Annotated in this window: 17 protein-coding genes and 3 pseudogenes; 4 read left to right on the top strand and 16 right to left on the bottom strand. The window is 36.4% G+C overall.

The window, feature by feature from the left end:
• Positions 1-16: 16 nt before the first annotated feature.
• Entirely contained in the window at positions 17-262 is a 246-nt protein-coding gene (locus RMB03_RS19520) for a hypothetical protein (RefSeq protein ID WP_311077299.1), read from the top strand.
• Positions 262-2,010, top strand: a complete 1,749-nt coding sequence (locus tag RMB03_RS19525) for an ATP-dependent helicase (RefSeq protein ID WP_311077300.1) — start codon at positions 262-264, stop codon at positions 2,008-2,010. Before RMB03_RS19520 ends, RMB03_RS19525 begins: the two co-directional genes overlap by 1 nt.
• Positions 2,011-2,400: 390 nt before the next feature.
• Here the strand turns inward: RMB03_RS19525 and RMB03_RS19530 are convergent, their stop codons facing one another.
• The 6 genes from RMB03_RS19530 to RMB03_RS19555 form a co-directional block, all read right to left on the bottom strand.
• A complete protein-coding gene (locus tag RMB03_RS19530) occupies positions 2,401-3,396 on the bottom strand; it encodes a hypothetical protein (RefSeq protein WP_311077301.1) in 996 nt (331 codons plus the stop codon).
• Positions 3,393-4,520: an exodeoxyribonuclease VII large subunit gene (locus RMB03_RS19535; RefSeq protein ID WP_311077302.1), complete on the bottom strand. Its 1,128-nt coding sequence runs from the start codon at positions 4,518-4,520 to the stop codon at positions 3,393-3,395. Before RMB03_RS19535 ends, RMB03_RS19530 begins: the two co-directional genes overlap by 4 nt.
• A gap of 236 nt (positions 4,521-4,756) precedes the next feature.
• Positions 4,757-5,017 (bottom strand): hypothetical protein, encoded by a 261-nt coding sequence (locus RMB03_RS19540; protein WP_311077303.1) that lies wholly within the window; start codon positions 5,015-5,017, stop codon positions 4,757-4,759.
• 2 nt (positions 5,018-5,019) lie between these two features.
• Positions 5,020-5,280, bottom strand: a complete 261-nt coding sequence (locus RMB03_RS19545; protein ID WP_311077314.1) for a hypothetical protein — start codon at positions 5,278-5,280, stop codon at positions 5,020-5,022.
• Between the two features lie 9 nt (positions 5,281-5,289).
• Positions 5,290-10,113, bottom strand: a complete 4,824-nt coding sequence (locus RMB03_RS19550) for an RHS repeat-associated core domain-containing protein (RefSeq protein ID WP_311077304.1) — start codon at positions 10,111-10,113, stop codon at positions 5,290-5,292.
• 71 nt (positions 10,114-10,184) lie between these two features.
• Positions 10,185-13,271, bottom strand: coding sequence for a type VI secretion system Vgr family protein (locus RMB03_RS19555; protein WP_311077305.1), 3,087 nt, complete (start codon positions 13,269-13,271; stop codon positions 10,185-10,187).
• Positions 13,272-13,425: 154 nt separating this feature from the next.
• On the opposite strand from RMB03_RS19555, the gene RMB03_RS19560 reads away from it, so the two are divergent.
• On the top strand, positions 13,426-14,010 hold the full coding sequence (locus tag RMB03_RS19560) for a TetR/AcrR family transcriptional regulator (RefSeq protein ID WP_311077306.1): 585 nt from the start codon (positions 13,426-13,428) through the stop codon (positions 14,008-14,010).
• Positions 14,011-14,509: 499 nt separating this feature from the next.
• Entirely contained in the window at positions 14,510-15,103 is a 594-nt protein-coding gene (locus RMB03_RS19565; RefSeq protein WP_311077307.1) for a hypothetical protein, read from the top strand.
• 431 nt (positions 15,104-15,534) lie between these two features.
• Here RMB03_RS19565 and RMB03_RS19570 read toward each other — a convergent pair.
• From RMB03_RS19570 to RMB03_RS19615, 10 genes and pseudogenes are all read right to left on the bottom strand, one after another.
• A pseudogene (locus RMB03_RS19570) lies at positions 15,535-15,915 on the bottom strand (DUF932 domain-containing protein); the annotation flags it as partial.
• 63 nt (positions 15,916-15,978) lie between these two features.
• The gene (locus tag RMB03_RS19575; RefSeq protein WP_281834473.1) at positions 15,979-16,299 is read right to left on the bottom strand and encodes a hypothetical protein; all 321 of its coding nucleotides are present in this window, start codon (positions 16,297-16,299) and stop codon (positions 15,979-15,981) included.
• 31 nt (positions 16,300-16,330) lie between these two features.
• Entirely contained in the window at positions 16,331-16,531 is a 201-nt protein-coding gene (locus RMB03_RS19580; RefSeq protein ID WP_311077308.1) for a DUF2213 domain-containing protein, read from the bottom strand.
• Positions 16,500-16,934, bottom strand: coding sequence for a DUF2213 domain-containing protein (locus tag RMB03_RS19585; protein ID WP_311077309.1), 435 nt, complete (start codon positions 16,932-16,934; stop codon positions 16,500-16,502). Before RMB03_RS19585 ends, RMB03_RS19580 begins: the two co-directional genes overlap by 32 nt.
• 74 nt (positions 16,935-17,008) lie before the next feature.
• The gene (locus tag RMB03_RS19590) at positions 17,009-17,317 is read right to left on the bottom strand and encodes a hypothetical protein (protein ID WP_281834475.1); all 309 of its coding nucleotides are present in this window, start codon (positions 17,315-17,317) and stop codon (positions 17,009-17,011) included.
• Positions 17,318-17,677: 360 nt separating this feature from the next.
• Positions 17,678-17,995 (bottom strand): annotated as a pseudogene (locus tag RMB03_RS19595) (DUF2280 domain-containing protein); the annotation flags it as partial.
• A gap of 102 nt (positions 17,996-18,097) precedes the next feature.
• Positions 18,098-18,745, bottom strand: a pseudogene (locus RMB03_RS19600) (putative metallopeptidase).
• A gap of 119 nt (positions 18,746-18,864) precedes the next feature.
• The gene (locus tag RMB03_RS19605) at positions 18,865-19,110 is read right to left on the bottom strand and encodes a hypothetical protein (protein ID WP_311077310.1); all 246 of its coding nucleotides are present in this window, start codon (positions 19,108-19,110) and stop codon (positions 18,865-18,867) included.
• Between the two features lie 781 nt (positions 19,111-19,891).
• A complete protein-coding gene (locus tag RMB03_RS19610) occupies positions 19,892-20,227 on the bottom strand; it encodes a type II toxin-antitoxin system HicB family antitoxin (protein ID WP_281834483.1) in 336 nt (111 codons plus the stop codon).
• A 174-nt stretch (positions 20,228-20,401) separates the two neighbouring features.
• On the bottom strand, positions 20,402-20,701 hold the full coding sequence (locus RMB03_RS19615) for a hypothetical protein (RefSeq protein WP_281834485.1): 300 nt from the start codon (positions 20,699-20,701) through the stop codon (positions 20,402-20,404).
• Positions 20,702-21,692: the final 991 nt, after the last annotated feature.

Here is a 21,692-nt window from a genome sequence, read left to right on the forward strand (position 1 = left end):
ATGGCTGGCCGCTGAGATGGTAAGTCATATAACAATTAATAACATAATCCCTGAATATATTCTAAAAGCCATCAAGTTTTCACTTTCTGATAGAAATATTGATGCAATAGCTTTAAAAATGATGGAATATAATGTAGCAGCCATGGACGAATATCCAGAACAACAACACAAAATAAATAAATGTAAGAGTTTTGATGAAAAAATAGCTACCTATAAGAGCTTTTATGATAGTGACACTTTTATACGTTTTTGGGAAATATAATGCCTTATAAAAACTTAACTGATGAGCAGATGGATGCTGTCGTATACAATGACAATATGTTGTTGTCAGCCTGTCCAGGTTCAGGTAAAACAAGAACGCTTGTCTCAAAGCTCTGCCACATAATTGATAACTCTGAAGAACTTTTAATTGGTAAGCGGAAAGTAGTAGCTATTACATACACAAACATTGCTGCAAACACAATACAAGAAAGACTGCTTTCCTATGGAGTTGAAAGCAAATCACTCTGGGTCGGCACAATTCATGCACTCTGCCTTCAATGGATAATAATGCCAAATATCAATATAATATCAAGATTATGTGGAGGCTTTATTATTATTGATGAACATGAGAAAGAAACCAAAATATCAGAACTTAAAGAAAATTACGGTTTCAAATCTTATAACCATATCGACACAGCACTAAATCTAGATAATATCCCACAATACTCAGCAGAAACTAAAGAATACAAGCTGACGATTGATTATCATAGATATCTAGCAGAAAACAATTATATTGATTTTGATTTAATACTAAACATTAGCCATCGTCTCCTACAATCTAATCCTAAGTTATGTAAGCGACTAGGAAACCTTTTCTACCATATACTTGTAGATGAATATCAAGATACCTCTGTAATGCAGTATGAGATACTGAAATGTATTATCAAACAGAAGCAAACCAAAATAACATTGATAGGAGATAGAGAGCAGGCAATTTACACTGGACTAGGTGCAATTGTTAAAAGTAAATCAGAGCTAGAGAGCTTTTTTGAACTCGATTTCTCTTTACAAGAAAAACGATTGACAGGTTGCTTTCGCAGTAGTCAAAAAATAATTAATCATTATCCTAAATACCAAGATGAAGGCTATGGAATAGACTCTAAATCGAATCTAAGAAACTACCCTTCTGTCGTTCATTTAGAGAGAAGCCTTCATAAAGATAACCTTGCTGATTATGTGGCAGATATTGTTAAGCAGCACCTTACAGAAGGTATTCCTGAGAAAGAGATAGCAATTCTGTGCCCTAGCTGGTTCGATGTAATTAATATGTCAAAAAACATTAGTACATTAAATAAAGGCTTTAATATTGACGGTGTTTTAATCTCGCCTATTCCCAAAAATCAAGATAACTTTTGGCTGATATTAATTCGACTAGTACTTACTAAACCAAGTATCCACAATTATATAAAAAGAAAATGGTACGCTAACGAGCTTTCAGAAAAATTAACCGATATATCCTTTGATGAAGAGGTTATAAACCCTAAAACTATACTAAGAACAGTTAATTCACTTAACGTGCAATTTGATAAAGAGATTGACGAGTGGATAGAAGAAATTATCGTTAGCTTTTGCAAAAGACTCAGAATAGAACTAACAGAAAATGACCTATTTCATGAAGGGATGAAAAGCATATTAAATGCAACAAGGGCGAGGATGACGAAGTATAAAATGGACTACAAAGCTTCAGAATTAGAAAAATTTTTCTCCTCCTCCAGTGGAGTAAAAATAACAACTGCGCACTCCACCAAAGGTGACGAATACGAAGTCGTTATATGCACCGGATTGTTAGAAGGGAAAATACCACACTGGAATGATATAATGGGCTGTGGCGATACACATCAAGATTATGTTGCTAGAAGGCTACTGTATGTCATTTCCTCACGTGCTAAAAAGCATCTCTATTTAATTTCGGAACTTGGATATAGAACAACTAAGGGCGCACCATATAGACCCACAAGACAACTATAGTAGTATTAAAAAAACTTTGAAAAATAGGCAAATTACTGATCTCGTAATTTTTTAATCTAAACGGGTAAGCAGGCAAAATTACTCCTTACCTATCACAACTCTCATATCTCAAAATAACAATTTTAGTCAAGATAACCCATCACAGAACTTAACGACCCTTTGCACAATCTCTGGCATGATACGATCAATGACTTCATTCTTAAACTTGTGTTGAGAATGTGGTCTAGCAATTACAATTTCTCGAAGTTCTCTTAAGGTAAGAACAGAACTAGGAAAGTGGATCATCGAACGCTTTCCACTTAACTCCAACACTTCTCGCCCAAAATTCAATGCCATCTAAGTCTCTCTCAGCTAAAGATGACTTAAACTCTTCAAATATTGTAGGTTCTGTCATTGGTCACCTGATGAAGGATGTTTAGTGTCCATTGGGACACCTAAAAGAACTCTTTCAGGGCTATGTAACTGCGCTATTAGTTTAAGATATTCATTAAATTCAAGTGATATGTCTTCACCGCTCAATTTAAATCTTGGATCACCACCGCAATGAGCTTCGTATAAGTAAAGCTCTGACATTAAATCCAATAACAAAAAGAGTCTTACACAATTTTCTCTAGTAGCAAATTGTGAATCACTAAGCAGATGAGCTGCTAGATGCCTATTAAAGTTTGAATAGGCATCTCCATCTTGCGAATCTTTAAATAAATGTTCTGTAAGTAACTTGTCACATGCTTTTGAGAATACATCATGAAACAAAACATTACCCGGGCATGGTTGTCTCTGATAAGAATTACGAAAGAACATCTTTAGATCACCAAACTTAGGCTTTTTACCCTTTCCGAAATAATCAAGCCACCTTAAGAGACCCCCCTCAACAACAGGAATCAAGGTCAAATAAGAGCCTATAAAATTACCTCGATAGTAAGAAATCACAGCAGATTCAATGATGTTTACAAAGCTTTTAAAAGGACCAAAGTGCTCAAATCGACCTTTTTTCTGTCGCGCTCGCATTACAGGATTCATGATAATACTTGCAAAGGCATCTATGATTTTATGTTCATTTGCTGGCATATCAGAAATTAACTTTTGAATATTCGATACATCAGCCCCCGTTACAGTTGATGGCAAACTTAGGGCATATTGTAGAAGGTTGTTATTTAACTGAATGAGATCATCGATTTCTTCCAGCGGAGTAACAATTACATGCCGAGTTTTTTCATCAACTTTGCGCTGTTGACGCGCTTCTTCGAGATATAAGTCATAGGCTTCTTTACTGACAGTCTTCCAGTCAGCATTATCATCATTACAAATTTGCTTTTTGACTTTCTGTACCGATGACTTATCTTTCAAAGCATCTATCACCAACCTAGCCCTATCTACTGTCTTCACATTAGTCTTCCTAATACTGCTCCTGCAATAACAGCAACAACGGCAATAATAAACATCATAACGGAACCTCTTTTATTAGTTTCGTCGTCCTTCCGTCTATTGCTTACTTGTTGTTTGAGCTCATGATTCAGTTCAACTAAGCTCTTATTTTCATTCATTAATGACTGTATATCTGTTCGATCAGACAGTTGCTTTAAATTAGCAGACAATGCAATCACATCATCATTTTTTGTTTTAAGGTCATTCTGAAGCTTTAATATTTGAGTCTTTTGCTGCGTCAAAGTATGATTTCTAGCAAATAGCTCATCAAACTGCCCCTTTAAGTGTACTCCAGCTGCTGTTGGAGTGATTACAGAATGATCTGCAAGAAAGTCTAAAAGTGTTAAATCTGGATTATGGCCCAAGCCTACAATCCTGTATCCCTTCAAATTAGAAAAAGCATTTAATACTTTTTCTTCATTAAAAATATCAAATGCATACTTACTTCCCCCACCTCGAATAATCACAACAATATCATGATCTGTACAAGAACTTATTGCTTGCGATAATGCTTCAACATTGCTCAAGCTAACAGGCTTCTCATCAAAATTGAACTCATCACGATATTCTTTCAGATAATCATAAAAGTCTTCTTGGATAGAGTCTTTTGTTGCTGATGAATAAATCACTGCAACTGAAAGATCAAACTGACTAGGAAAAGTTTGACTTTTAGGTCTATATTTTTTTAAAGCATCTAATGTTGACAGCTTCGACTGGAATGCTTGTATTGCACTATCTTCTTCAATCGCCCGTATAGTGTATCCCTTTAATCTTTTCGTGCATTGCTCTCTAAAAAAATTAAATGTTGGGACACCTTGTATTTCAACATAACTACCGTTTTTGAAACTAGATAATAGATGTTTTGAAATCTCTACTTCAATCGTCCCAGTTATATCTTGAATGATCAGATCATAGACTAATGCCCATTTTGAGTTCTCAACTGCTTGCTCAACATTTTTTAATATGCCCCGCACGCAAAACAATTGTCCTCCTTGTTTCCGCTGAGCAATACAAGCATTTAATGTATCATTTAAAAAATTATGTAAGTCACTAACCGTAAACGTGGGTAAAAAATTCTGGTTCATAATTCATCTTAAAATTTATATACAACTATCTATTAAAAGCTTTATTGGAAATAATCCAGTTAAGTTATTCATCATTCCAATATCGATAAACTTCTTATTAATCTGTTTAAAAAAGGAGAAGGTTCGTATACCTGAACATAATCCGTGATAGTTAATTATCCATCTGGTGACTCATGATCATGACTGCTATAGCAAAAAGATATTTATAAAAACTTCAACTAGAACTGTCAGCATTACTATTTCTTATCGAGATAATTTGCAAATATCTCAATTAAAAAAACAGCTAAGCTAATTATTAGCCCACCTCCAATACTTATAGCCAGCCCTAGCCCAATAGAACTTTCTTTACCATTTGAAATGTCTGAAAACATCATCAACGAAAACATAACTACAGCAATGATAATGCCTCGTATAATAATATTAATAATTGGATGCTCTGAAGCTTTAAAATTCGCTATAAAAACACTCATAATCACTTCAACTAACACTGTCAGCATTACTATTTTTTATCAAGATAATTAAAAAAAATCTCCACCAAGAACAGAAAAACACTTACGAGCATACCAATTGCCAGACTAAATATTAAAGCAAATCCAATCGAAAAATCCCAACCTTCTACGATTGACGAAAATAATGCTATAAAAAAGCCGATTACCGCAACCAAAAGGCCACGTACTATTATATTTATAATAGGATGTTCTGAAGCTTTAAAGTTCGCTATAAAAACACCCATAATCACTTCTACCAACATCGTTAACATCATTTCACCTTATTTCTTACTTGATTTATCTTTATCAGTTGCAGCTTTAACTGCTCTTGAACCAGCTTGCCCAATCATTTGCTCATTTGCGAATATAACTAATCCTGAAGTATTATTTTTAAGAAATTGCCCTATTTTTGGAGCATTTAATGCCATACTTTTCCAACCGACTTGCCCAACACCAGCGGCAGCTGAGGTTGTTGCTCCCCATCCACTCGTTACAGCACTTACCGCAGCGACTCCTCCAGTACGGACAAGATTAATATCTTTTAAACATTTACACTTAGCTCCTTGAGCAATTACGTCCAAGCCTCCACCAATGCCCGCACTTGTGACAGCAGCTTTGCCCACAGTTCCAACCGTTAAACCAGCCCCTTCTAATTGTGCTCCAGTACCAATAAATGGTGCAGCCACTCTTCCTACTACTGGTGCAGCAGCAGATCCAGCTGCTGCTGTCCCTGCCACAACATAAGGTCCATAGCCTGCTACAGACACTGCCGCCAAGTTATTATTACGTATTGCCCCTAATGCTCTTAAAGTACGAGCATCATCTGGATCTTTAGCGAAGCCAGCCATTGTATTTGGGAATAAAAAGCCAATACCTAATCCTGGTTTTTTCCCACCTACTGGCTGTAACCCCATTGGGTCCACCCATTGAGTTGGGTTACTTACATAAGCCGAAGTATTTAGTCCACCATCTAATCCTATCGGATCTTTACTTATATATCTTGAACTATGCGGATCATAGTAGCGATAACGATTATAGTGTAATCCACTCTCTTTATCGTAATATTGCCCCTGGAAACGTACGTTGCTTTGCTCAAATGGATTACTTTCATTAATTGTTTTTATATTGAGAGCCTTACCCCAAGTATTTAAAGTAATTTCCCAAACGGGCTCTCCTAATTCATTACTCAAAGCTTGTGGTGTACCTATCTGGTCACAATGGTAAAAGCTAACCCTCTCCAATTCAGCTCTATTACGTCTAGAGTCATCACGCCAAATCGGATCTTTATGGATAGAGTAAGCTTCTGTTTGGAATTTAGAATAGTCCGGTGTTTTAATTAACTGAATAAAACTTCTGTAGCCTGTTTGGAATAGCGGTATACAGCTATTCGGTTCGTACACATAGTGTTTGGTATAGTTCTGTTCACTATCTTGATATTGCCCAGACTCCCAAATCATTAAGTCTTCATCCCAACCAAACAGTGTAAGTTCTTGGGATGATTTCTTGTAAAGTCGTCGTCCGAAGACATCATAACCATATTCGGTGATCTGCCCATTAAGATCAGTACGAATGAGTCTATTCAAATTATCCCATTTCAATTTGAGCATTTTTCCAGTTTCACTTACTTCAGTGACATTACCTTGTGCATCGTATTTATAATTCTTACCTTGGTATTGAGCAACTAAATTGCTTTTCAATTCAGAAGATTGAGTGGCTTTAGAATCTATTAAATTATTCGCTGGATCAAAATAAAAACTGTCATTATGTTCTGGCCCTTGGCTTTTAATTATTCGGCCAATTGCATCATATTGGTAATTCAGCTGCCCTAAACGACTATCTTTTATTTGAGCCAATAAATAGTTTTTATCGTATTGGTAATGACGCTCTGTTTGATATTTCAAAACCTGTAATGGAATTTGACTTTCCGATTCAGGATTTACGATTTGTGAACTTAATAAACCGATAGTATTGTAATTGCTGGTTTGGATTAGGCCATTTGCCAGCATCCGTGTTGTTTCACGATGTAAATCATCTCTATGAAAAGCCACCATATCTTGTTGATTGAAACCAACACCATAAACATGCCCTGAGCCATAGCTTAAATGAGTTTGCTCTTGCCCATCTGGTCGAATCGTTTTGCTTAAATTACCTAACTCATCATACTCATAACGTAACACTGCTGTTAGTGGTACAGAATTTGGAACTTTATAATTTTGATGTTCCCTAATCACTTGTCCAAGTGCATTGCGGTAAAAATCAATCTGGCTTACTTCATTACTTGCTTTAATAAGCTGTTGATTTAAATTGTATTCAAGCTCTTGTTTTTGACTCTGTCTTGTCTCTATATTTGTATAGATTATTGATGCGATTTGACCATCATCATGATAGCTGAATCGACTCAAGATATTCGGCTGTCGGATCTCTGACAATTGTCCACTTTCAGTATAACTAAAGTATTTTTCCTCACCGTCAAATGCCTGTTCGCGAACTAACTGCCCATAGTGGTTATAGTCAAATTGATGCTCAGCATGATTTTGGTTAATAAGCTTATTCAAACGCCCTTGCTTATCCCACTCATAACTAACCTGAGATTGATTAGCATCAATTCGTTGGGCCATTAACCCCACAGAATTATATTGATATTGAGTAACAAAACCCTTGGTATCGGTATGCTTAAGTAAGCGTCCCTCTTCATCATGTTCGAAATGTTCTTTTAGTCCATCTGCATGAATGATGGTTTGTAACTGCCCTTTATTCTTACCTTGTGTACTGTATTTATACTGAACGGCATTTTCATCAGCAGCTTGCTCGGCCTTAAGAACTCCATCCTCATCATATTCCCATGTACTACTTTTCCCAGAACAATCTGTATAAGAAAGTATTTGTCCAAGGTCATTGTATAGGATTTTTTTAGAGTTACCTTTGGCATCAATCTCTTCTATCAATTGGTTGCCACTATTATATTTATATTGAGTTATTTGCTCTAAAGGATTAATTTCTTTACTGATATTGCCTTGTGTATCATATTCCCATTTCCAGATACTTCCTTCTGGATCTTTAGCTTCAATCAAATGTCCTTGTTCGTTATATGCAAAACGAATCACCCCACCATTTGGCTGTACGATTTTAATTAATTGCCCTTTATCATTATATTCTTGTTGGATTTCCTGACCATTAAAGTCAATCTGTCTCGTGATTCGCTTGTATTTATCACGGGAATACCATGATTCTCGCCCATCTGCTAAACGAATACGATAAGTGAAACCTTGCAAATCGTAGTAATAGTAAGTTGGGGTTTCATACGCATCATAAACAGCGACTTGACGTAATCGAGGATGCCATTTCAATTTGGTGTGGAAACTACCATCATCTGCCCATTCCTCTATAGCTTTCGCATTAACCTCTATAGAGTCATAACGAATGTTATGCCCTCGCCCAGTACGATCTGTATAACGAGTGAGTTGATGTGCTTGGTTGTATTCATATTGACGAGTATGACCATTTTGGTCATAGGCTTTTATTAAGTTACCATATTGATCATATTCATATTTAGCTAAAGGCTCTACTTGATCATCAACAAAGATGGCAATAATTTTCACTTGATCATTAAAAGCAAATTTAAGTGTATGCTTTGCCCTTTTAAATTGAAAATTGACCGCCTGTAAATACGCATCCTGTCCTACTAACAAGTAACTCAATATGATTTTTTCTTGGGTACTGCCATTAAGCTGTTGGATTAACTGGTAGTCTTTACCTTCATTAAAGCTGTGGAACTGCCAATTCCATTCTGTGCCAAAATTTAAAATTAAATCTCCATCTTCTAATGGTTGAACTGTGAGGTTTTCGAATGGTGCAGCATAAGCTTGGTATGCTATTGAGGATGGAAGCTGATGTTTTCGTCCTTGAGCATCAATAAATATATAACCTTTAGAACTTTGTTTAATGACATTGGAAAAAGGCATCATCCAACGTGCACCTATCATACCGTTATCAAACTCACCTCGTTGTGAGTGATAATGACGGCTGAACGAAAAATTAATTTTAGGTAGAGAAAAATCAATATGTTCTACTTTTTCAGCACCAATTGAATAATTAATACTATTATTTGTTTGTGAATCTACACCTGTACAAGGTGCAGCATTTAGAGCGTTCGCTTGCAGACTTACAAACTCCAAAATATCACCTTTCGTATGTTGTTCATGTTCGCCAGTTTGGTTAGCAGGAACACTGGCGTTCGCTTTTTTTTGTTGCTCTTTAATCGCCTTTAAACTTTCTTGTATAAGCCAAGCTAATGTATATTTTTGTCCAGCATTAGATTGCTGTTGAAGCGCTGAACCTAAAGTAGCGGTCGCCTTTAGAGCATCTTGGATAAGTGCACTACTCGCCTCTACCTTAATTTTTGCAGAATCATCTGATTGACTAGGGGCTGCCAATAAATCAATTAAAGGTACAGCCCAATTGGTAAATTTTAATTTAGGGTCACGTTTTTCCGCACTTGCGCCTGCTGAACCAATCCTTGTAATAGGAAAGTCAGCAGAAAGAGGAGTACCAAGACTGCGCAAAATATTGAGGCCCAACATTGTGGCATTTGTTAAAAGTTCTGGGAGTTTAGCTAAAGTTTCTTGTAAGAATTTTTCTAAATCTCCCGCAATCATGGCATTTAAATGTAGGCCCAAGCGTTTTATATCCGTACTCTTCATTTTTCCGTTTTCCAGATATAAACACTCAGCCATGAGTCCTAACATAGGACGTAAAGCCATACGGGCATGCGCTTGGTTATTCGGCTCTGAAAATAATCCAATCAGATTTGCTCCCAATAGGGCTGTTTGCTGTGTCCCTGCATCCCCAGTCTTTTTATCAGTTATATAGAGCAATAGATCTAGAACACTTCCCGTTAATGCAAAAATATTTGCTACAGTTGGTGTATAAGCATGAGTTTGTAATTGTTCTAAATTAGTTTTACCGCGTACAAATAGATATTGCTGAATTTGTTTTGCGATCAATTGTAAGTCTGTAACTTCAGTAATACTTTCTAAATTAAAAACAGCAAGTTCAACCGCAGGCTTATTTTGTTCTGAAGTTGACTTAATATTATTTGTTGCCATAAAACTAAAACCTTTTCTCTATGCAAAAGCATATCTGTAATACTGTTTATCTTTTAAAATGCAGTTGAACTTTATTCTTTATTACCAGTGGGATTTGGATTAAAACCACCTTGCCCCATCATCATTTGCTCAGGCGACAAATGGGTATTTAACTGTGAAGAAATACCCCCGAAAACTTGAGTAACGGCTTGTTCTTTAACCTGCCCTAGCGTCTGTTGTCCTAAATCACTAAGAGCTTGTTTACCCATATCTTTAAGATTCAAAGATTGTCCGGAAAAGAGATTACTCTTGAGTTGCGACATCATATTTTGTCCTAACGAGCCCATTGCATCCTTCGCCCCTTGAGTTACACGATTAATGACTTGATCAGACCATGTATAATTTCGTGTAGTAAAATGGCTTCCTTGATCCCAAGAACTCCGTTGATCTTTCTCAAATTCGACTTTTGCTGGACCCGGTGCAATTCCTGTCACCGTTGCAAAGCCATTGTTATCCAATGTGCCCGTAACTTGCTTTCCTAATGAATCTTGAACTTTAAAACTGGTTTGTTTAAAAAAGTCATTTCCACCATAGCTTTTCAATAGCTCAAGTGCACCTTTTAATGGCTTTGCTTCTGGAAGTTGTGCAGACTGACTTGCACCTGCACCACCTTTAAATAAGTGTTGTCCAGCATTCACCTCAAACTTTCCACCAGTTTTGGGGAATATCCCAGAACCATTTAGGGCAATTTGTGAAGAGGCGCCAGTAATCAAAACCTCTTTGGGGCTACTAATTTCAATACGGTCTTCAGTAGAAGCAATACGAATACCTAACTTCGATAAAATATCCAATGCATTAGATTGAGCTTGAATACTAAATTTGCCTTGTGCGGCAACAAGCTTAAAATCACCTTGAACTGCAAATAGACTAATTTTATTTAGCGCATGCCCCACCCAGTTTTTCTGTGTACTAAGATTAATACTATCCCCTGCAAAATGGTTAATCTGTCCATCTGCTGATAGATGAATATCCTCCGGGGTACTCAGAGCAATGCTGTCAGGTGAACTTAGGAGCATCAAAGATTTTTTAAACTTGGCAATATCTTTTTCTAATTGTTCTGCAAATACTTTGAGTTGCTCTACAGATTCGATTTCATCCGTTTGTTGATTCTTGGCTAAATCACTTAATGCTTTAGTGTTTTTCTGACTACTTTCAAGTTGTTTTTGTGTCTCCTGTACATCTAAATGATCTGCTTTTGCTTGGGCTTGTTTATAAGTTGAAAGTAATAATCCAGCCCCCGCACGAACAGCTCCCCATTGGTCAGTACGCAGTTCAAATCCTTCTCCGCGGTCTTCACTTTCCGCTTTATCTTTAGGATGACTAAGTTTTCCCAGATTTAACTGGCTTGCACCATGACTACTTTGTAGCTGGGTACTAATTTGTCCCGTAGTATCATCAAATCTGAGTTGCCCAAAACCACCACCCGCTACTTCTTTGGAGCGGATACCACTCAGCTTTTTCGTATCGGGAAGCTTACCTTTGTTATCAAATTTAGTTGGATGACGCTGAGCCTCATGAATTCGACCCATTACAAATGGTCGGTCTATATCACCATTAAAGAAGTCAATAACGACGATCTCACCAATACGAGGTAAAAACCGTGCTCCGTACCCTTCCCCGGCCCAAGGTGTTAAAACATCAATCCAAGCTGAATCGGTGTCATTATTATTGGTCCCTGCGCCCCCATCATGGCTATGGTCATCACTGCGGGTAAACAGGAAACGGACTTTGATACGTCCCCATTCATCTACATAGATTTCTTCACCTTCAGGACCCACCACTTTCGCACGTTGTGGATGAGTGACTGGACTATGAATTTGTGGGTTATAAGCGGGTGTTGTTGGAATATGACGACGTTGTAAAATCAACTGATTCGCTTGGCGTTCATCACTGTTTTCAGGGTTTTGTATTGACCAGTTACTTTGCACCAATAGACCATTAATTTGGTCATTTAAATCTTTAGGTAAATTATTCTGATTAAAGAAGTTTTTAGAAACAATCAAAAAGCTTTTATCTGAGCTTTCATGCTGGTCTATTTCTGGGTGTTCATTTAATTCGAAATAGTAACCCACATAGGCATCACGGACTGTCGTTTGCGCAATAAAGCGTTTCGCCTGTGCCTCGTAGTAATTGTGGAGGTTCTGGTTTAAGCGCTCAATTTGTTGATTTCCAGATTTAGTTACACCATCCTCACCCTTTAAGTCACCAATCCATGCAGGCGCATAGTTCCAAGCTTGCTCTAAGCCAAGTGTAGCATTGTCATATTGTTCGCTATGCTGATGCTTACTTTGAACGCTTCCAATCCCTTCTTCTTGTTCTAATATTTCTGCTTGCCAACGTTGTATATGCATAACGTTGGGTTGAAGAGAACGCTCGGCAGTTAAGCGAGTCATGCTGTCGTATTGTTCCACCGCACTACTACGGTGGTAACGAATCGTTTTACGGTCTAAAGGCTGATATTGACTATTAGCATCAATCAATCTGAGTTTCTGAGCTTGAATAGATGTATCGGTACTTGGAACAATATGCTGAGCTTCATCAATTAGCCAACTGATATTTTCACAGCGAAGTAAGCGTGTGAGGAAGTCCCAATCGCTTTCATTATGTTGCATAACAAAAGGACGAACATCATAAGTTTGTGTTAAACCACTTAAATCTAAACTTAAGCTTGCAGCAAATATCGGATTTTTAACTTGCCATTCTTTAAATAATATTTCCCATATCTCAACCACGCTTTTATTTATAAATACACGCGAGTTGCGACGGTACTTCCATAAAGTGGTTGGATCTTCTAAGGTCAGCTTATATAAAGTCAAGCTTCCATCTGATTGGCCTTGTTGAGCTTGAGTAATAATGCCTGTAACTCGGGTTAACTCACCTCGCTCCGTCACTATATCTACAGCGACCTGAACACCAATAAAAGATTTTAGTTGAATCGTTGCATTCGTTGATAGGCATAAAAGTTCTGCTTTTAAGCCATCATTTAATGCATGTACGCCATCAATTCTTTGCAGAAATACTTGGTCATTCAATATCGGAGAAGTAAATTGAATATGAATGGCACGTTTCTGTGGGCTAATACCCAAACTATCTAAAACTTGATGAATACTGTTCAACATCTTTATAGGACTGAGTTATATTTTGCAGTATTTTATAAAATACATACTGTTCTGTCTATTTTTTATATCAATCTTACTCCTGAAGCCTAGCCGAATACCCTATCTATACACTAAAATAAAAACTAAATACTTCAGAATATTGTGCTAACTCATTATGAATGCAGAAATAAAATTCAAAAAAAAATGTACAAAAAGAGAAATTATTCTAACTACAGCAACTCAGCTCTTTATTCAGGAAAGTTATATCAATGTCGGTGTAGACCGTATTATTTCAGAATCCAACGTAGCAAAAATGACTTTTTACAAGAATTTCCCCTCCAAAGAAGAATTGGTACTCACCTGCTTAAAGGAATTAAAACTCGATATTCAAATTGCAGTTGAAGAACATATCTCGGAAAAGTCAGCTCCACTAGAAAAACTGGAACAACTCTATCTTTGGTATATCGACTGGGTAAATCAAAATGATGCCAGAGGCTGCCCATTTCATAAAGCTCGTATGGATGTAGGCGACCTATACCCATCCATTCTGGTGGTATTGGATGAGTACCGCAATTGGTTATTCGATACCACCACTTCTATTTTGAAAGAATTAGAATTGAACGATCCTATTGCTATAGCTCATCTATTTCTCTCACTTTTAGATGGCATCATCAATAGTTCGGTTTGTGAGAAAGCCCCTATTAAACCTAAAAAATCATGGGACTTTATTCAAACCTTGATTGAACTCGAAAAAAAATAGATATTTAATAAGCCCTGAGAGCTACTAGCTCTTAGGGGTATCTATCAATAGAATATTTTGATAAAGATAATCAATCAAAATCTACATAATGTTATTTTGCCCTGATTCATCCTTTGAAGATTGCTTTAACAATAACTTTTGTAGCCATGACTTTAATATTCATTAAATATTTTGCACTAAATTTAAAACAGTTTTTCTATTACTCATTAAACAAGTATATTCTCAATTTAAACTAGTTTAATTGATAAAAATACTGCAAACTTTCTGGCTGATTAAATATAATTTAGCAAAAAAATTAAGATACTGTATTAAATTATTAGCTCATAACTATGCCTAAAATTACCTCTATTTATAATTTTTAGTTGATTTTTTATTTTCAAGTTTAAATAATAACCCTACTAAAAATTAAGTTAAACATAAAGATTAAATTCTTTAGTTTTCTAAATTATTCAAACTCTTTTTAAAATTTCCCTAATCTTAGATTAGCAAGAAGACAAATATGGCTGTTGAAATAAAAGAACTCTCAAATATAGGTAAATTCAAATCGCAGGGCTCTCGCTGGAAAATGTTTTTCTTTATCATCCTAGCAATTGCATTAATAATCACTTTTACTCGAGATGGAGGAGGTTTTTTTGGTACATTCTTTCTCGCCTTTTTAGGTATAGGTTCTTTATGTATGGTGCCTTATGCCTTATATCTTCTTTTTAGAACTATGTTAATGGTAGATATAAAAAAGCTACATCGAGAAAAAGAAACCGAGATTAAAAAACATGGTTTTAACATTGATTTCTCCGCAATAGGTCTATTGGTTGATCATAAAAATAGAAAACTTATTTTTACTTTAGATCCGAAACCAATCGTTTACATTTGTAATTTTGATGATGTGAGGCAATGGTTTTCCGGGTCAGAAGTACATGAAACTCAATATCAAAATAGTGATGGTGCTTATGCAGGTACTAGATCTTTGACTATAGCTAGACATATTACAGTACGTATAGCCGATCCTAACATTCCAGAAATGAGATTTGCTGTTTCTAGTGACCGAGAACAAAGTTTATGGATAGGACGATTAGACGCACTTATTAATGGTTAATTCTAAACTTCTATAAAATTCAGATTACACCTTCCCCCTTTGTTTAATAAGGGGGAATTAAGAAAAACTCTTCAACTACATCTAATCTCTCCCCATACAGCCGCACTATCCTACTACCAATACGCTACTCTCAAATTTGTCGATCTTGTTCACGGCTCATCCGTCTGGTTTCAAATAATCGTTTGGATTTATTATTTATTGGTTATATCGTGAATAAGTTTTTACTCTAACAAGTAGACTTTTAAAAAGTTGCTACTAGCTAACAGCGATTTATCACATAACAGTACTCCTATATTTTTAAGGCATAAAAAAAGCCACATTGGGAGAAATGTGGCTAAAGATCGACTTAGAGTAATTTTAAAACGCAGCGTAAAGAATTGACTTAGGCTAAACAGGCAAGCTTAAATTAAACTGAACCATTAAAAATGTTATTAAGACATCATTCTTAATGCCTGCTCCAGTCCTCGTTGTTTAAGATTGGCCCCAGCCCCAAACCATGCTGAATCCATCCGGTGATCCGTTGAAATCGCACGTCGTTCGTGATCGACAAACTCGGTAATACTACAAAGTAGCCCATAAGCCGTATCTTTAGCGGAAGCTAACTCAGCCCCACGTCCATGCCCGTTAAACATGGTCATGACCTTAGACATGGCACGCCCATTTGGTTCTGTTTTATTGACAGCTTTGGTTGAATGGATTTGTTTAGGCGTAGCTACATTACGGTAGAACTGAATGATACTTTCGTCCTGATCTGTAGCACTCAGGTTCGTGTTGTTAAACACAGCATCAAAGTAAGCTGCTGCTTCCTGTTGTATTTAAGCGCCTTGATAAATCATAGTGAGGAACCTAGAGATAATGCATATTGCTGATAGCTATTAACACTCTACCTGCAGGAATCTCCATAGAAGCCTCCACACGATGCTCAAGAATTGGTGTGGTATAGCTGCGGCCAACAAAGCCCAATAACCACCATCAACCTTTTCCGGGCTACCCTCATCATCATCTGCCGCTGTCAGAGCTAAGCCCAATTCAGTGAGGATCTCTTTAACAATATCCTCATCTAATGCTGCCAAGCCTACTTTAACTTCATCAGCACCTAAGGTTAGTTTTTCAGGCTCCTCTTCAATTTTCTGAGTAACAGCCTCTACAATGTCCTCCACTTGATCTTGCCCAAGTTCTGGATTTTCTGAGTCCATTGCAAAACCTTGAATGACTTTTGCAATTCGCTCAACTGCACCTTTTTCGATTGGTTTTATTACCTATTTGTCTCTCTATTAATTCATCAGATAGATGATCTGCAATAACCGCATCTGTACCGATACGACCGTGTTTAACTAAAACAGCATGATTGCCGTGAATATCTCGCATAACGCCATCATATAGCTGGCCATTCCATTCACCTGATGTCATATCGATGGGTATATGCATAACAAGCAAAAATCTCATCAAGCATTTCTGTTTCGATGTAACAGATCGCTTTGTCATCCCATACGCGCATTGAGCTGTAGACAACGCCATCCTCCATTTCGACCTCTGTGTCTATTGCGCCAACTGTAGAGTCTTTCTGAGGCTTTTCAGCACTGACAGGGATATGGCATAATAGAAATTGAACCCCTCTAAACGTAAAAAGAGCCTTTGACAGCTCTTCCGGATCTCGTAATAAGCGATAGATTTTTTTTGGATCTAAACCTAACTGCTCGTAGCCAGGTATCTCTTTACCAAGGTACTCATTCACCCCACACTTGGTAATCACCGTTCGCTCAATGATGAGATGCCCATTGCCGTCATATCGTCTTACAGATGATGAGTCCATTGCGATTTTTATATTCATTTACTCACTATATAAAAATAAACCCCCACTAATATGTGGGGCCCAAAATATTAAAAAATAACGACTATAATGACTTAGATATCTACTAATTTAAGTGCATCATCCGACCAGATGAACAACACACTCTCCGTATTAAATTGGTCTAATCCTATTTTCCTGCAACAGTACAAAGTCTTTTCAATTTTCTCTTGAGCGGTATATCCCCTGAAGTGTTCAATTCTAAAGCCTGCGGGCTCAATCACCGTTTTAGCCAAGATATTAAAAAGTTCATATTTATAGGAGTCCTTATCAATGCGTAGAACTCTAGCCTTCATGTAATCATGAAACCTCTTATCTATTTGCATATATATTTCATTTTTTTCTAGTTCTGAAATTTGACTCATCTCAACTGACCTTAGACTCAAGCAAAACGATATGTTAAAAAATATTAACAATGTAATATTAAATATAAGAAAAACTTAAGTATCCCATGAACCAATCGTTAAAAAAAGCTATTTTTTGCTATTAGTTCACATTTAATACGATTATTTAGCTATAGAAGTGCCCCATCAATAATGGCTTTACTCCCACTGCGGCAGTGAATCAATTGCCCAGATTTAACCCACTGGCCATCCAGATACATGTCCTTAACCACATCAAAGGCTTTTCCATGAATAGCAACATGTGAGTTTTTTGGCTTTTTTCCAGTATGAGAATGCAGCCAAATAGCTTTCTTAATGCCAAGCTCTTGCCGTCTAGCACTCTCATATTCTGCATGCGCCTTGTTTGTTTGCTTGATCCGATGTAATGCTGGCTGGTTGGACTATCATGACATTTGGCCATGTCACCCAAATTTCTGAATTAGCCTCACGGACGGTAGGTAGCAATTGCAGTCGATAGCGTTTATTTGAGATTGGTATAGCTTCAAGCTCTTGATTGGCTTTACGGCGGAAATCAAAGAATAAATCTCGGAGTTCCTGGCTTAATTCCTGCCCCATCCTTTTTGTAGGGCCATATAGTTCACCTTGTTGTGGTGAAACATCAACATTAAATATGTCTTTAACTGCTTTGGACGTTTTGGTGGGTGTCTCAAATTAAACAAGCATCCTAACGATGAACAGTTTCATCTTTTTGGTAATACCTGCCATTTCAACTATTCCATCAAGGTAGAATGGCAAAAAAATTTAAACCACTCTCAAGTAACAAGTGCCACAAGCGTAATGGACATCAGCACGTGACAGCTCTGGTCTTGTATTCGCTGCTTCCACCAATTCTTTGCATATTTTTATTTGCTCCATAACAGCAAACAACGCCTGTAAATTCCTCTATATAGTGGCCTTGAATTGCTAACTTTGGCGCACTAGTCTCTCTGTTATATGCAGGTGTCCGTATTGGTCTTTCTTATGTGCAATGTGATAAAGCTCATGTTCAACCAAAGCGCAAAAGTCCACATCATTAGCAATACGAGAATATGAAGCATCAAAAGTAATGAGGTATTCAGGAACACATCTGAACCATTGGATATATTGTTCTTCTTGTAGCTCTTTTTTCCAACCACCAGCATTGATCATGACTTTCTCTGTTGTACCAATGACCTGACGTCCTTGTTTACTAAAGCCTGATCTAGCCCACATCACGGCAATATTCGGGTAACGAAATGACCGTAAATGCAAATGATCTGAGTTAAACATTTGAGATTTAGGATCTAAAAATACCTGTCAAATCCAATCCCACATTTCTGGTGCCGGCGCAAAATTAGGAGTATCTAGCTCAAAAATCCATTCTGGAGGCATTGGCCGAACTGGAACATGAAAACCGACTTCTTTTTTCATACATACTCCAAAAAGAAGAACCCACTAAATATCGATTATTAGCGGGGCTTCATGTACCCGTAATAACTATGGTAAACAAAAACCTCCCGAAGGAGATCTTCCACTTTTAATGCTAGACTTTAATCATTCCGCAAACTAGATTTATATTTATTGATTCCATGTACACCCCGATCTATAAGCACACGTATTTGAATAGTTTCATCATATTGTTGCTTCAAGCCACTCTCAATATCTCTGTAACTTAAATCTGATAAATCTTTGCCTTTATGAAGTAACTGTTCTTTATAAAAGTAAATTTGCTTAGTTACTTTTTGATCCTGGCCAATATCAACAGAAGCTTCCACCCAATGTACTGAAATGCTCATAGCAAACTCCAATGAGGTTATTCAACCATTATAACATGAACAAAACTCATTAAATTACAGCATATTAATTTACTACTTAAAACAACAATTGATATTTAAGGCAGCTTTCTCTGCCATAAGACATTCAGTCAAGTAACAAAGATGTAAGTTAATATGTGCAAAGTTTTGTGACGTATTACACATATTTTGTATAAGTTGCAATATTGTGCACTAAATCACATTTTGATAGTTTGTTTCTGAACTGGTAATTAAACTAATCTGATATACGACGATCAGCATTACTTTCCCTTCGCAAGTGTTTACCAAGTTCAGGCTCAACCGGAACTCGGCATCCCCAAAGTGCCGAGTTCTTTTATTTTTATATCTAGAATAAAAAAAAGCCTACTCATTGAGTAGGCTTCCCCTTATGATATTTGCGCTGATCATTGAGGGTTCTTGTTATCTGCAGTATTTATAAATACTGCAGTTGATAAAGTAATTAAAAAAGCCCGCATCTACGGATGGCTGCGAGCATAAACTCAAGTGAATAGAAAAAATATATTCACCTCATAAGCGAGAAACACCGAAAAACCACTCAATAAATGCAAACTTCATCACAAATTATACGCATAATCGCAAAATAATCAACACTTGACATTAAAATAAAAAAAACACCTTTACACTGATAAAGTTAGGCTTTCTAATTTTTTTTCATAATAACTGGACTGGTGATTTCTCTTAGTTATTCTAAGCTCCACCATATCAAAAAAATATAGGCAAAGCACACCGTACAGTCAAGTGCCTAGTCGTATAGTCGCACCAACTTTTCACTGATTGCTTCACTAACAAATGCATTCAAGTTACTATCACCTGCAGCCATCACGGCTTTACAGTGCAATTCAGGAGAGATAGACACATTGAACGTTCCTTTAAGTGGTTGTTCAGGAGACTTACCCAATTCCGCACATGATGCTAAATATCCATCCACAGAAAATTGAAACTCCCTTTCAAGCTCTTTTAATGTTTCCGCTTCATATGTAATCAAATCACGAATAAAAGCTAACTTCCCGAATAGTTCACCTGTTTCAATATTTGGCTCAATCGTCCCAAGATAACCTTTGTATTTTAAATAACTCATAACAAACTCCTGTTCAGTGTTTGCTTGACGGCCTTTAAAGGACCAAGTCTTTATAAGGAGATGTATTCTTAACATTTCCCAATTTCTCTTGTAATTCACTGTATTTTAATAATTTGTGATAAAAATAATATTAAATTTCAATACCCATGATCTCGTCTAGATATCATTCCAACCTTAAACACAAGCTGCATAAATGATCTTTAATTCGCTATTTATCACAATGCTCAACCTATCATATCGCAAATCTGAACTAACAGGTTCGCCTCTATAAGAGATTAGAATAACTCCAGCATTAGTTCTTCTTTTTAAATCATCTTCACTTAGAACAAGTTGGCCTAAAAGTTTTTCTGCCTCAAGGGGAAGACAATAAGTACTTTTAATAGGCTCTATATCTTGCTGAGTTTCTTGAAGTTCATTGGATGTACACCCAGCAGTTCCAAAAGCAATCAAGTAGATTAATATAATTTTTCTCATAACCGTTCCTATTAGATTTCTTTTTTGCCATTCTAATCCCCTTATTCATTAAAAATCCAATTTCAAATGCCCATAAAAAAGCCCATCATTTGATGAGCTTTGAATAATTCAGTGAACCGCACACTAATGGGCCACTTTTCTTATATCAATTAAAATAGCACTCAAAAGACATTGATAGAAAGTTACATACTAAGATACTTGTTTGGTCTTGACCGCAAAACTAAGACAACACAGTAAAAGCTCATATAGTATTTATTATTATGAAGCTTTACCTTTATTAATCTTTAATTACAATGATAACGGCACATAACAAGGATAATAGAGTCTGATGTAACCTTATCGACGATACGATTTTCCTGATCAATGCTGCCTTGACCAATATTCTGATAGGTCATGTTTGAGAGGTTCAAAACCAGCTTTTTGAAAATTAACTTAGCGGTTTTTATTCAAATGTACAAAGTAAAAAGCCCACTCAAACGAGCAGGCTTCTTACTGTATTTCAGGACTAAGCTATATAATTATAATTCTCAAAAATACTCTATTAATCTATGTAAGCCCGCTCTTTTGGTCAATAGCAAAAGTGACAAATTACAATATTTTCATATCAACATTGTTCTGCAATCTACATAAAAAAAAGCCCATTTCTCTACTTCTAAATAAGAAATGGGTTTAGTGAAGATCCACTCAGTCCTGAAATACAAACGTAATAGGGAGTATCTCACCTACTCTTGTTTGCAAAACAATAGTCCCACACAATAATATATATTTCAATATTTTATTTTAAATACCCTATAAAACCCATTCAACTCTTAGAAAGTTCATCTAATGAGTTCAATGAAGCGTTCCATTATAAATTTTTCTCTCATGGATTCCTCCAGGATTAAAAATAGCCACATTTCTTATCTTTTCAATTTGTTATAATCTAAAAGCAAGTTAAATTCATCACTAAATAAACTCTGTGTAAAACCTCATTTTCTAGCAACTATAAATG

The sequence above is a fragment of the Acinetobacter sp. V91_7 genome, from assembly GCF_031799075.1.
Classification (GTDB): Bacteria; Pseudomonadota; Gammaproteobacteria; order Pseudomonadales; family Moraxellaceae; genus Acinetobacter; species Acinetobacter calcoaceticus.